This is a genomic window from Sulfoacidibacillus ferrooxidans (assembly GCF_022606465.1).
Classification (GTDB): domain Bacteria; phylum Bacillota; class Bacilli; order Alicyclobacillales; family SLC66; genus Sulfoacidibacillus; species Sulfoacidibacillus ferrooxidans.
In genome coordinates this window covers 107,727-121,108 of record NZ_JALBUF010000007.1, presented here as the reverse complement: position 1 = coordinate 121,108, position 13,382 = coordinate 107,727, and the positions used below count along the sequence as shown (strand labels likewise).

Sequence of the window (13,382 nt, the reverse complement as noted above, 5' to 3'; positions counted from 1 at the left end):
CCTCCTAATCTACATAGCTTCCCCGAAATATGGGTCGTTCACCAATAGTTTGTGCAGAAACGTAAACAAACTGTAATGGCGATATAGCATTTATCGTTCTTACAACGATCGATTGCACTTTTGATGATGGCTCAAAAATGATTAACTCTCCAGTAACCACTTCAATTGATTCTGTGCCAAATACACCACTTCCTAAAAAAACATACATCATAGATTGGTATCCTGAGGGGACTGTCAATGTAACACTGAGGCCACCTTCGTTTGGATCGAGACTAATGTCTTCATACAACATCGGTTGTTGTAGTGTAACAGGTGAGCCTAGTCCTACAAGAATTTTTCGTCGAACACCACGTTGTTCAAAAACAGGCAAATCTGCAGAAGCTACATTTTGGTAACTGGGTTCCATTCCTTTTTGTTCGCGTGGCAAGTTTACCCATAATTGCAGTCCCTGATTGATCCCGTTAGCACCAGGCATTTCTGAATGAACAATCCCACTCCCAGCTGTAATGCGCTGAACTCCACCAGCTACGATCATTTTGGATCGTCCGACACTATCTTCATGCAAAAAAGCACCTTGAAGCATATACGTAATAGTTTCAAAACCGCGGTGCGGGTGGCTTGGAAATCCTGCTGGTTTTTGCACTGAAAAATGATCAAATAATAGAAAAGGATCTAGATATCCTACATGATAGGAAGGAAGCAAGCGCCTTAATTGTGCTCCATCTCCATCCATCGTTTGAAGCCCTTTAATCTTCTGTGCCTTATTCATCACAGATAAGCTCCTTTTCCCTAAAATATACGTTTAGCATATCATACAAACAAATAATAAGAAACTATTTTATTGTACATAAAAAATCGCCACTTAGGAACAATCATGCAATTCCTGTGGCGTCAATTGATATGATTCATTGTTTGTCTGTCATCTAGGTCATACTGAAAATGAACTTTTTAAAGAGACAACTCTATTAAATACCGGGTGTTTAGGAAGTGATAACTTTGGGTCCACACTAAAGTATCCATGGCGAAAAAATTGAAATTTATCATATGGCACTGCATCGCAAAGCTGTTCTTCCACAAATCCTTGTAATATTTGAAGTGATTGAGCATTAATTCTGTGTAAAAATGCATCTTCACTATCGTCTTCAGTTGTATCGACAAGTGGTTCAAATAAACGAAATTGAACTGGTAGGACGTGTCCTGCATCAACCCAATGAATCGTTCCTTTTACTTTTCTACCTGTAAAACCTGACCCACTCTTTGTTTCCGGATCATATGTGCAGTGTAATTCACGAATCATACCATGTTCATCTTTAATAACCTCGTCGCAACGAATAAAATAAGCGTGCTTTAATCTCACTTCGTTACCTGGAAATAAACGAAAATATTTTGCTGGAGGATTTTCCATGAAGTCATCATACTCGATGTATAACTCCCTAGAGAACGGAATTTGCCGGGTTCCCATTTCTGGATTCTCTGAATTATTTTCCGCTTCTAGCCATTCGGTTTGGTTTTCTGGGTAATTGGTAATCACCACTTTTAACGGGCGCAATATTGCCATCGTTCGCATCGCCTTTAATTTTAAATCTTCCCGTACAAAATGTTCGAGCATTCTTTCGTCCACTCTACTATTATTTTTTGCAACACCTATTTCACGCGCAAAAGTGCGTATTGACTCTGGTGTATAGCCTCTTCTTCGTAGCCCAGAAATGGTGGGCATACGTGGATCATCCCAACCATCAACGATGGATTCATCGACTAATTGTTTTAGTTTACGCTTACTCATCACAGTATTGGTCATATTTAAACGAGCGAACTCATATTGATGGGGCACAGATTTCATTTCACATTCACTGACTACCCAATCATATAATAAACGATGATCAGCAAACTCTAGCGTACACAAAGAGTGTGTAACACCCTCGATTGCATCTTCCAGTGGATGAGCATAATCATACATCGGATAGATGCACCAATCATCCCCTGTACGATGATGGTGCGCATGTGCAATGCGATAGAGTACAGGATCACGCATATTGAGATTGGGTGAACTCATATTAATACTAGCCCGTAAGACTTTTGAGCCATCAGGAAACAAGCCATTACGCATGTCTTCAAATAATGACAAGTTTTCTTCTATGCTGCGGTTTCGATATGGACTTTCTACTCCAGGTTCTGTCAGTGTCCCGCGCATTTCACGAATTTGATCAGCTGACAAATCGCAAACATATGCTTTACCTTTCTTAATAAGTATCTGTGCACGGTGATACATTTCTTCAAAATAATCAGATGCAAAACATAGTTTGTCCCAATGAAAGCCGAGCCAAGCGACATCCGCCTTGATTGCGTCTACATACTCTATATCTTCCTTCAAAGGATTGGTATCATCAAAGCGCAAATTTGTTTTACCGTGAAATTCATCTGCTAGCTCAAAGTTTAGACAAATCGATTTTGCATGCCCAATATGCAAATAGCCGTTAGGTTCTGGAGGAAATCGTGTGATCACTTCGTGAACTGCACCGGAAGCGACATCTTCGGTCACGATATTTTTAATAAAGTTTGTTGCCACTAACAGTTGATCCAATGTAATAACCATCCTCGTAGTCAAATGTAAACTTGAAATTGGTCTTTATTGTATCATACGACACCACATATTGCCGAATGGTCCATCCTGTTATATAAACTGTGATCACATTCTCACCATTTAATGATGAGAATGTAGTAATTCGTGAATTTGTGCTGCATGTCTTAATTCATGTTTACCAATAAAGATGATCCACTGCTTTATGCTCAACATCCCTAAAAAAGGATGACGAAAAGTTGGAGAGATATGATCTATGGACTGAGAGTCATCTATTTGTGTCAGCAATTTGAGCAGTTCATCTCTTGATGCAGTTAATTGTCCATCTAATTCTTCAATTGAATACTCTCGCGCAGGTGGAAATAGATCATCAGGTGCGTCCACTCGGACTGAACGGTTTACGACTATCTCCATAGGAATCGCTTTTTCATCAATTTCAATCGAGTGAGAAAGACCAATTTTAATGACTTTTGTTACACTTTGCTCTGTTAAAACAAGATGCCAAAAGACCTGTCCAACTGTCCATAGATGTTCATTGTCCTTAGCATTTAGCTCTTCATCTGTCAAACTGCGTAAAATTGTCAGTAACTGCTCACGCTCTTGTAAAAGCTCTTTCGAAATAGCATCCATTTTAACATTCTCCTCCTGTACGTGACATGTCTTGCAAGCGATCATTCTCTAATATTGAATCATTGTTATGAGATCATTGTGTCTTCATTGAGCATTGCAACTTGCGATTGGCGTGATCCAGTAAGTTTCCAAGCAGGATATATGCGTCTAACCGGTAAGATAATGGCTGTCGTCGCGAGTGCTTTTAATGCATCTCCTGGTAAGTATGGCCAAAACCCGAGCAACATTGCTTTACTCAAAGAAACATGTAATACATGACCCAACCATGGTACACCAGTGACATAACACAGAAGGGATCCAAAAATTTCAATTGATAAAAAAATCTTGATAAAAGCCATCCATCCATTTCCTTTAATACGTGTAACCAGCAGACCCACAAATAAAGCATCGAGTGGATACATCCACACATATCCACCGGATGGTCCTAAAAGAACACCTAGACCACCCTGCCCATCAAATAACGGCAATCCTAAGCCACCTAATACAACTAGTAATAGTGCACTAAGGAAACCGTAACCGCCACCTAAAAATGCACCCATGAGCATAATACCCATATTACCCAGAGTGATCGGAACGGGTGAAAAGCCGAGATTAATCTGTAAGAAACTTAGTACGACAGCGATTGCAGCAAAGATGGCGCTAAAGACGACACCACGAACAGTAAATCTGCCATTCATTTATATGATCTCCCCCAAATATTAAATGATATGTTACCATCATAAATGATTGATTTATTCTAGCATGACTATACATCGTCTGGAAAGGAATGCTTATGATTCTTCACCATTTTCTTTTAGATCAAGTAGCTGTCGCGTATGTGATCGATGATGGAATTGCACTTGTTTGTTCCGATATCAGTTTTAGTATTGAACCGGGTGAGCTAGTTGCGATTGTTGGTAAGAATGGCAGTGGTAAAAGCACACTAGCACGTGTTCTAGCAGGTTTATTACCCATCTCTCGTGGGACAATGATTAAAAGTCCTGAAGCGTTACACTCCACACAAATCATCATGCAAAATCCAGATGCTCAAATTATCGGAGATACTGTTTATGAAGATATCTGTTTTGGTTTAGAAAATCATTGCATTGCAAGCGCTGATATGCCAATCAGAGCACGCAAAGCATTATCTGCTGTAGGTCTGCTTCCTTTTATGCATGTTCAGGTAGATAAGTTATCCGGTGGACAAAAACAGCTCTTGTGTATCGCTTCTGCACTAGCCATCGATGCAGATGTACTGATTTTTGATGAATCTACGGCCATGTTAGATCCGCGCTCTAGAATGGAAATCATTGAAGTGATACAGTCTTTGCACAAAGAAGGTCGTACTGTGCTATGGGTGACGCAACTATTAGAAGAAATCGGACATTTTCAACGTGTGATTGCACTACACGAAGGGAAGATCTCATTTGATGGTACGCCGAGTGCATTTTTTTATCAGTTGAATGATGATGATGAGACTCCCTGTGAAAAACTTCAATTGATTCCACCGTATCCTGTTTTAGTAGTGAACGAGCTCCACCGTGCAGGCATGATGCTTGTAGAACAACCAGTATTGATGAGTCAGTTAAAGGAAGTTATTATTAAACAATGCCTATCCATATAAAAAATCTAACCATATACGAACGCAATTCTTCAAAAACGATTCTCGATCATCTAGACTGCACCATCAATGATCAACAGATAACTCTGATTATAGGTAAAACGGGTGCAGGAAAATCCACGTTTTTAGATGCCATATCCGGGTTAATTGAAATAGATTCTGGATTCATTACCTACGACGAGCAACCACTTTGGGGTAAACGTCGTCCATCAAAAGAAATCATACTTTCTACTGGTAATGTCTTTCAATCTCCGTGGCAACAGTTATTTGCGCGAACGGTTGATGCGGAATTTATATACTCTCTCAAAGTTTATCATCTTACCAAAGAGGAGATTGAGAAAAGAATAACCAGTACTTTAGTACAAGTTGGGTTACCACAGACCGTGCGTAACGATTCTACACTTACTTTAAGTGAAGGACAAAAACGAAGAGTCGCGCTAGGTTCTACTTTTGCTACAGAACCTAAGTGGTTATTTCTTGACGAACCAACATCGGGCTTAGACTCAAATGGTGCACAGCGCATTGTAAATTACCTGTTAGAACAAAAAAAACGCATAACAGGTGGCATTATCATCGTCACCCATGATTTGGATACATTTTTACCTGTAGCAGATCAAGTCATTGTGATGCAAGATGGTCATATTGTCGCGCAAATGCAGCCTGTTGAATTATGCGCACATCCAGATGTATTACTGAGTGCAGACATTGGATACCCGCATTATATCGAACTGATTCAAAGTTTACGTCAATTTGGATTACCTGTTCCATTGGAAATTTTATCAGCAAAAGACATGGCAACGTGGTTACTGATGAATGCTATAGGAATTGCACACAATCATCATATAGAAGAAGGAGAAAAAAAATTACATGGAGAAATTCAACGTGGCTCTAAGGAGATAAGCTCTCTAGCATTACCTGAGGAGCAGTTGGAGCATTTGGCTATGCGGCTCGATCCGCGCGCTAAGTGGCTGATCTATATCATGTTTTCTTTCGGGATTTTTTATCAATCAGATTGGATAGGTTTGATTTTCCCTGCTTTGCTCACAACAGGTGCAGTGGTTATATCTCGAGTTTCCTATCGAAAAATAGGCACGGTGACCAAACCATTTTTGTTTTTAATCGGCATCTCCTTTCTATTATCCGGACTTCAGTTTGGTCATCAACCGTCCTTGTTTCACGTAGGAGAAGTAGGATTTAATTTTTCCAACGGATTAGTCACGTTATTATCACTCAGTAAAATACTACTTATCATGATTTTGGGAGGGTTACTTTCAGCTACTACAAGTCCCTTACAAGTCAAACGAAGTCTTGAGCAGCCTCTCTCTCGTCTTCCAATGTTGCGCGTACCAGTAGAAGCATTTTCACTGGCAACCATGCTTATTTTTCGTTTTATTCCCATCATTTTTCGAGAAACAAACCGATTTTCTAAGATTACTCGAGCGCGAGCAAAACACTATACCAAACAGGGAACTATAACATTCACAGATATTGTAGCGTTGATCATCCCACTTCTTCTTTCCGTTTTACAGCTTGGATCTGATCTAGTACTCGCAATGGAATCTCGCGGCTACCAACGTATCGGAATGGAACGTACTTCTAGTACTCACCTACACATGAAGCGTGAGGATTATATCGCTTTATGTATAGGCTTATTGTCGTTTGTTTTTCTGTTATTAGCTCGCTAGGCTCTTATAAGAGCGGCTCTAATTCACGCAAATGGGATATAATTGCAAAAGGCTGGTCGTTTGTTGACGGTACTGCACCATCTAAGCGGATCCATACGGACTTCATGCCCGCATGGATCGCTCCTAATACATCAGATTCAAAAGAGTCACCCACAAATACAGTTTGATCAGGTCGTACACCATGCGGTGCTAATCCTTCTGCAAAAATCCTCACATCAGGTTTTGGAATTCCTCGATCTTCAGATAAAATAATATGGTCTGCCTTAAAATATGGGGAGAGACCTAAACGCATCACTTTTTCGTGTGTAATTTCAGCATGTCCATTTGTGATAATACCTAATGAATAACGGCTAGCTAAACGTTCGATAATTTCAATCACTTCTCGATCAGGTACAATGGCATTTACATAATTTCGCGCAAAATGACGGTTAAAATCATCAATTTCCAGCGTATCTGCATCAATGCCCAATGTTTGTAGCGTATGACCAATTCGATGACGTCGATACTCCACAAAATTAATCTCACCTGCAAAAACTTGTTTCCACAATGCCAATCTATGCTGTTGGAGTGTTTCATAGATCAATTGTGGATCAAATGACGTGGTCAGAGGATGTTCACGCAATGTGGTAAATAGCCCCATTTTAAATGCCCCAGCAGAATTAAATAACGTATCATCCAGATCAAAGAGAATTGCTCGATGGTCGTTCACGTACCCACGCCTCTCTTATATGATAATGTCTTGCTCTCATTTCATGGCGCATGTATTAGAGTTGTTCTGCAATCACCCGTGCCACATATACGCCACTACTCGCTGCCTGAGAAATACCACGCGAAATGCCTGGACCATCTCCAGCACAAAAGAGCCCTGAAATTTTTGTCTCTAATCGCTTATCGACGTCTGCACGAGAGGCATAAAATTTAGCCTCCACACCATAAAAGAGTGTATGATCACTTGCAATTCCAGGTGTCACGACATTGAGTGCCTCGATCATTTCTTGTAGTGCTACCATCGTCTTATAAGGTAGCACGAGTCCCAAATCACCAGGAACAGCTTCTTTCATAGAAGGTTCCACAAACCCTTCCGCAATTCGTTGTGGCGTACTTCTACGTCCTTTTAAGATATCGCCATATTTTTGAATAATAATGGATCCATTAGATAATTCATTGGCATGCCGGCAAATTTGTTTTGCAAATTCATTAGGACGATCAAATGGCTCAGTAAAGCGATGGCTGACAAGCAAAGCAAAATTGGTATTATCCGTTCCAAGTAAAGGATCTTTATAAGCGTGACCATTTGCAGCCATGACACCCGTGTGATTTTCCACCACTACATGCCCAGAAGGATTACTACAAAATGTCCTGACTCGCAAACCGGTTGACGGCGATTGGAAAATAAATTTCCCTTCATATAAATGTTCATTAATCTCTTGCATGACGACATTAGACGTTTCTACGCGTACGCCAATATCGACTTGATTGGTTGTCATTTTTAATTTGTGATTGCGAAATAATTCTGAAGCCCATGTGGCGCCATCTCGACCTGGTGCTAAAATAACAAAGCGCGCATACAGTTCTTCTCCATCGCGCAATCGCACACCAGCAATATGCGCATCATTTGTTTCACTCGTGTTATCTTTAACGAGAATATCCTCGACAAATGCTCGAAAGCGAAGGTCTATCCGCTCTTCTAAGTAAGTAAAAATACTGTTCATCAGTTCTAGGTTCTTATCTGTCCCAATATGCCGCACTTGTGCGCGCAATAACTTGAGTCCAGCACCAATGGCTCTTCGTTCGATCGCACTGACTGCATCTGTTGTAGGATCAGTTATAGAACCTGGAGCACCGTGAGATAAATTAATCTCATCCACATAGCGAATGAGTGAAAGCACCGCAGAGGGTGGCAGGTAATCCGTTAAGAATCCACCAAACTCTGATGTAATATTGAATTTACCATCACTAAAGCTTCCGGCCCCACCAGCTCCATTGATCACCCCACATGCAGGCCAACAACTAGCATATGTTTTAATTTTATTAGCTGGCGGGCACTTCTCAATTTTCCCTTCCATGATCGGACAATGCCGATACTTTGCTTCGACTCCTTTATCGATGAGCAATACTTTTGCTTGTGGTGCGATTCGAGTACATTCATAGGCCGCATATAGCCCTGCAGGTCCTGCACCTACTATGATTACATCGTATGTCTGTGCCACTACTGACGCCTCCGATTAACTTGTCTTACTTAGAAACTAGCTTCTAATTCATCCACTAGTTTGCCTACATAGGCAACTGCTTGGCGCAATGCCTGTGGTTTCTCCATGTCTACGCCAGCTATTTTTAAGAGTTCTAGTGGTGGCAATGTGCCTCCTGATTGTAGCGCTCGCAACCACCGATCCACTGCTGGTTGACCTTCCTCTTCAATCATGTGCGCCACAGCAGTTGATGCACTTAACCCAGCTGCGTATGTATACGGATATAGACCAGCATAGTAATGGGGTTGACGCATCCACGTAAGTCGTGCACCGTCATCGATAGTCACAGTATCTCCCCAAAATTGTGAAAGCACTTCTCCTTTTTGTTCACACAACACAGCTGCCGTGATCGGTTCATCTTGTTCAGCTAGTTCATAGACTCTCCGTTGCAATTCGCCCTCTAACAAGTGGGTCACAAAGTTGTGATAATACGTTCCAATGGATTGTAATAGTACCCAACGCCGCATCCTTTTGTCTGTTGTGTTTTTTACAATATGCAAAGCTAGTAAAAGTTCATTTAAAGTAGACGGGGCTTCAATAAAGTACATGGACGGCCAAACATTTAGCATTCGCTGCTTTTGTCCAGCCAATTCTCCATGGCCTGCATGACCTAACTCATGTGCAAGAGTAAATGCAGAGCGCATATTATCTACCCATGTCATAAGAATATATGGATGAACGCCATATACATCTGCACAAAAAGCACCGGAAGCCTTCCCTATATTATTAGCGCGATCAATCCAACGTTCCTTAAAGGCCCGAGATAACATCTGTCCATACTCTTCACCAAGTACAGATAGTCCTTCTAAAATCATCTTTTCTGTCTCTTCAAACGTTGTTTTCGGCAAAAAATCATCATCTAATGTTACTTTTAAGTCACAGACAAACATCTCATCTAATCCAAGAACACGTTGCCGTAGCTTTGTTAATTTCCTCATGTGTGGAGCAAGTTCCTCTTGAATAATGTCTAAAACATTATTGTACATCTCGACTGTCACCTGCTGTGAATGTAAGAGCATGTGGGTTGCAGACTCATATCCACGTAAACGCGCCATCACGACTTGTCGTTTGACTTCGGTTGCATAGGTAGAAGCAAACGCGTTTTGATATTGCTTCAGTGTGCTAACAAACGAATGATAAGCCTGTCTTCGTAGTGTGTGGTCTGGAGAAAGTTCATAGTGGTCTTCATATAAGGCAAAAGATACAGGATGTTCTTCCCCATGGTCATCGATCACAGGTGCAAATTGCATATCGGAGCTCTTCGTACGTTCATAAATCATCCCAGGAGACTCTAATACTTCTCCAAGTGCGGCCAATACAGCTTCCGTTTCTGGTAACAATTTGTGTGGTTTTGTATCTAAAATATCGTTTAGGTATTTTTGTACATTGGCTACTCGATCATGTGATGCTATGTATGAAGCGATTTTTCCATCTGGCAATGCGACAATCTCAGATTCAATAAAGGAAAGTTCCGTGCTCATGTGCGCATATAATGATCCTACGCGATCCATATTAGCTTGGTTGATCGGGTCTGTTCCATCTCCTGAACTAAGTAAACTGACATAGGTATATAAACGCATCATCCGTATAGATACAGCTTCCATTTCATCTAGGCAATCAGCTAATCGTTCTGCACTTTCACCTAAGTGGCCTGCATACTCGGTGACATGTTCAATAGCTGGTACTATAGCGATGAGTTCTTTTTCAAAATCCTCCATTGTAGAAAATAGATCACTCACATCAAACGTTAGCTCAACAGGAACTTCTTTGCGTGTATATTCATTGACCACTCTATATCTCACTCCTTTGACAAGCTGTACTACCTATATTACCAGACTATGTAGGAATTTGTACGCAAGTTCTGTTCAATCTGGTAGTATAGATTTCGAAGATCGAAACTTTGTGGGGGAGGACTTAATGTGACTGAATATTTAAATCAAACATGGGATTTAGAATCTATTTTTGCAGGTGGGAGTCACTCTGTAGCTCTTATGAAACACTTGGAGTTGACTCAATCCGAGATTGATCAACTACAGGCAGATATCATAGCAACTGACGCACATGCCGATGCAATGGCATGGTCTAGCCTCTTATATCGAATACAAGATGTCTCTGCGAAGTTGCGTGAAGCTGGAGCATTTTGCGGCTGCTTAGTGAGTCAAAATGTAAGAGATGAACAAGCAAAATTATTGTCAGGTCGCACAACACAACTTAGTGCTTCATTAACAAGCGCATATCTTGCTCTAGATGCAAAACTATTGGAAATGAACGAAGATACATGGAATACTTTACTTAATGAAAAAAGTATTGAAGAATTGCGCTTTAACTTAAAAGAACGGCGCATGCGTGCTTCTGATCGACTCGATCAAGCTCGGGAAACACTGATTGCAGATCTCAGTGTAGATGGATATCACGCTTGGAGCCGGCTTTATCGCACGGTCGTATCAAGGATGACTCTTCCCTTTTCAGTAAATGGTACCACAGTAGCGCTTTCTATGGGCCAGGCGGCCAATAAGTTGATGGATCCAGATCGTGCAGTACGCAGTGCTACGTTTAAAAAATGGGAAGACATATGGACGGAATCTGAAGATTTATGTGCAAGTGCACTCAATCACATTGCGGGGTACAAACTAGCTTTATACAAGCATCGTGGCTGGGATTCAGTACTTCACGAACCCTTACAGTATAACCGAATGACCGAGCGTACTTTACAAGTGATGTGGGATGTAATCGAACAACACCATGTACCTTTTGTTGATTATTTACATCGAAAAGCAAAACTTTTTGGAGTCGAAAAATTGAGCTGGCATGACGTTGCCGCACCTCTTGGCGAAGGAAGCAAAACATATACATATGAACAAGCCGCTGAGTTTATTGTTGAGCAATTCGGTAAGTTCAGCACTGACATGGCTGATTTCGCGCAAAAAGCACTACGCAATCGTTGGGTTGAGGCACAAGATCGTGCGGGAAAAGATACTGGAGGATACTGTACTAGTTTTCCTGTAAGCGAACAATCACGCATCTTCATGACCTTCTCAGGAACTTTTGGCAATGTATCTACTCTTGCACATGAACTTGGGCATGCCTATCACCAATCTGTGATGCGTGGAATACCGATCTTGGCAAAGGGCTACGCGATGAACGTTGCTGAAACAGCCTCGACGATGGCAGAACGTATTGTCACTGATGCCGCAGTTAAACATGCAACAGATCCACATGAACGTCTTGCTCTGTTAGAAGACAAAGTACAGCAGGCTGCAACCATGTTTATGAATATTCGCTCACGCTTCCTCTTTGAAACTCGGTTTTACGAACAGCGTCGCAAGGGACTTGTAGGCGCAAGTGAACTCAGTGAGATCATGGAACAAGCACAGCGAGATGCATTTCATCATTCACTTGGCGAATATCATCCACACTTTTGGGCATCGAAACAACATTTTTATGGTACAGGCGTGCCGTTTTACAATTTCCCATATACCTTTGGGTATCTATTTAGCAATGGGATCTATGCTTTAGCGCAAGAAGAAGGTCCTCAGTTTGCAGATAAGTATGTAGCACTTCTAAGAGATACTGGTCGCATGACAGTAGAAGATCTGGCGCGCAAACATCTAGGTGTCGACCTTACAAAAGCAGATTTCTGGGAACATGCGACACGGGTTGCGATCACTGATGCAACTGAATTTATGCAGTTAACGGAGCACATGTAACTACATTACCCAGATAGCTCTTATTGGCTAGAGGAAGGATATTCGTTACAATAGATTCTGGAGGTGGTTGTTATGTTTGAGGCACATAATCGTTTACAGGTTCAAAGTGAAGAACAAAGCCAGATGTTAGAACAGCGATTTTCCAAAGCTGCAGAACATATGAAGAAGGTTCCTGGATTTGTGAAGTTTAGCATGCTCCGTGCTCACGATGGATCCCATTATCTAGTTAAAACTTTGTGGGAAAGTGAACAACATTTTCATGATTGGGTGAAAAGTCCGCATTTTCAAGCAGCACATGGAGGCCGCGAACAAGGTGGCCAAGCAGAGGTAGCTACTTACCGCGTTATTTATTAGTGCATTCCTTATGAGTGTCATGCATAGTACTTAGACAAACATGACGCACAATTTGTCCACAATGTTACGGTCATTGTTACGATCGGACGAACACTGTGTGTTATTTGATCGTATCTCCCCTTTTACTCTCCATATTTGTGGCATACTACACATGTTGAGAGTAGAGGGGGACATTTTAATGAATCAGTTTGATACAGTAGCTATTGCCAATTTATCAGACGAAGAACGCGCACAAACAATGGGTGAACTCTTTAAGCAACTGAGCTCATTATCTGCAGATCAACAAATGGAAGCCTTGCGTCCACTGATTCAAGATATGGCACAAAGAGCAAATGATGAAGAGTACTTTAAGCTTTGCCAAACCAACCTAACTCTAGCAGCCGCTTTACCTGATGCACAGTTGAAACCATTTCTTGCAAATCGCATGAAGGCGTCTGCCAGTTTACCGGCCGAGCTTACAAAGCGAGATATGCAGCACGTTCAAGAAGCGATTTCCAAGGTGGATTCAACGGTTCGCGAAAAAATCACACGCAATATGTAATTACTTTTGATGCATACACAGACACGATGATTTCATGT

General features: G+C 41.3%; 12 protein-coding genes. 5 read left to right on the top strand and 7 right to left on the bottom strand.

Going from position 1 to position 13,382, the window contains the following annotated elements; translation table 11 throughout:
• Positions 1-4: 4 nt before the first annotated feature.
• The 4 genes from MM817_RS11380 to MM817_RS11365 all read right to left on the bottom strand — a co-directional run bounded on the left by MM817_RS11380 (position 5) and on the right by MM817_RS11365 (position 3,885).
• Positions 5-769, bottom strand: a complete 765-nt coding sequence (locus MM817_RS11380; RefSeq protein WP_241715092.1) for a pirin family protein — start codon at positions 767-769, stop codon at positions 5-7.
• Between the two features lie 159 nt (positions 770-928).
• Entirely contained in the window at positions 929-2,581 is a 1,653-nt protein-coding gene (locus tag MM817_RS11375; protein WP_419723388.1) for a glutamine--tRNA ligase/YqeY domain fusion protein, read from the bottom strand.
• A 120-nt stretch (positions 2,582-2,701) separates the two neighbouring features.
• Positions 2,702-3,208 carry a DinB family protein gene (locus MM817_RS11370; protein ID WP_241715087.1) on the bottom strand — a complete coding sequence of 169 codons (507 nt, stop codon included), beginning with the start codon at positions 3,206-3,208 and terminating at the stop codon, positions 2,702-2,704.
• Between the two features lie 65 nt (positions 3,209-3,273).
• Positions 3,274-3,885 carry a biotin transporter BioY gene (locus tag MM817_RS11365; protein ID WP_241715085.1) on the bottom strand — a complete coding sequence of 204 codons (612 nt, stop codon included), beginning with the start codon at positions 3,883-3,885 and terminating at the stop codon, positions 3,274-3,276.
• A 95-nt stretch (positions 3,886-3,980) separates the two neighbouring features.
• Here MM817_RS11365 and MM817_RS11360 point away from each other — a divergent pair, with 95 nt between their 5' ends.
• Both MM817_RS11360 and MM817_RS11355 read left to right on the top strand, forming a co-directional pair.
• Entirely contained in the window at positions 3,981-4,811 is an 831-nt protein-coding gene (locus tag MM817_RS11360) for an energy-coupling factor ABC transporter ATP-binding protein (protein ID WP_241715083.1), read from the top strand.
• Positions 4,796-6,493 (top strand): ATP-binding cassette domain-containing protein, encoded by a 1,698-nt coding sequence (locus tag MM817_RS11355; RefSeq protein ID WP_241715081.1) that lies wholly within the window; start codon positions 4,796-4,798, stop codon positions 6,491-6,493. The genes MM817_RS11360 and MM817_RS11355 overlap by 16 nt, the downstream gene beginning before the upstream one ends.
• A gap of 4 nt (positions 6,494-6,497) precedes the next feature.
• Here MM817_RS11355 and MM817_RS11350 read toward each other — a convergent pair whose 3' ends face one another.
• From MM817_RS11350 to pepF, 3 genes are read right to left on the bottom strand one after another with little or no spacing between them, the layout of a single operon-like run.
• Positions 6,498-7,202 (bottom strand): HAD family hydrolase, encoded by a 705-nt coding sequence (locus tag MM817_RS11350; protein WP_241715079.1) that lies wholly within the window; start codon positions 7,200-7,202, stop codon positions 6,498-6,500.
• 55 nt (positions 7,203-7,257) lie between these two features.
• Complete coding sequence (locus tag MM817_RS11345; protein WP_241715077.1) at positions 7,258-8,703, bottom strand: NAD(P)/FAD-dependent oxidoreductase; 1,446 nt, start codon at positions 8,701-8,703, stop codon at positions 7,258-7,260.
• A gap of 29 nt (positions 8,704-8,732) precedes the next feature.
• The gene (gene pepF / locus MM817_RS11340; RefSeq protein WP_241715075.1) at positions 8,733-10,532 is read right to left on the bottom strand and encodes an oligoendopeptidase F; all 1,800 of its coding nucleotides are present in this window, start codon (positions 10,530-10,532) and stop codon (positions 8,733-8,735) included.
• Between the two features lie 129 nt (positions 10,533-10,661).
• On the opposite strand from pepF, the gene MM817_RS11335 reads away from it, so the two are divergent.
• The 3 genes from MM817_RS11335 (at position 10,662) to MM817_RS11325 (ending at position 13,344) form a co-directional block, all read left to right on the top strand.
• Entirely contained in the window at positions 10,662-12,449 is a 1,788-nt protein-coding gene (locus MM817_RS11335; protein WP_241715073.1) for a M3 family oligoendopeptidase, read from the top strand.
• Between the two features lie 72 nt (positions 12,450-12,521).
• Complete coding sequence (locus MM817_RS11330) at positions 12,522-12,803, top strand: antibiotic biosynthesis monooxygenase family protein (RefSeq protein WP_241715071.1); 282 nt, start codon at positions 12,522-12,524, stop codon at positions 12,801-12,803.
• Positions 12,804-12,981: 178 nt separating this feature from the next.
• A complete protein-coding gene (locus tag MM817_RS11325) occupies positions 12,982-13,344 on the top strand; it encodes a hypothetical protein (protein WP_241715068.1) in 363 nt (120 codons plus the stop codon).
• Positions 13,345-13,382 lie beyond the last annotated feature (38 nt).

Bases quoted from the DNA above. Each gene is read 5' to 3' on its own strand.
- MM817_RS11380 (WP_241715092.1), bottom strand. From the start codon at position 769: ATGAATAAGGCACAGAAGATTAAAGGGCTTCAAACGATGGATGGAGAT.
- MM817_RS11370 (WP_241715087.1), bottom strand. From the start codon at position 3,208: ATGGATGCTATTTCGAAAGAGCTTTTACAAGAGCGTGAGCAGTTACTG.
- MM817_RS11365 (WP_241715085.1), bottom strand. From the start codon at position 3,885: ATGAATGGCAGATTTACTGTTCGTGGTGTCGTCTTTAGCGCCATCTTT.
- MM817_RS11360 (WP_241715083.1), top strand. From the start codon at position 3,981: ATGATTCTTCACCATTTTCTTTTAGATCAAGTAGCTGTCGCGTATGTG.
- MM817_RS11355 (WP_241715081.1), top strand. From the start codon at position 4,796: ATGCCTATCCATATAAAAAATCTAACCATATACGAACGCAATTCTTCA.
- MM817_RS11330 (WP_241715071.1), top strand. From the start codon at position 12,522: ATGTTTGAGGCACATAATCGTTTACAGGTTCAAAGTGAAGAACAAAGC.
- MM817_RS11325 (WP_241715068.1), top strand. From the start codon at position 12,982: ATGAATCAGTTTGATACAGTAGCTATTGCCAATTTATCAGACGAAGAA.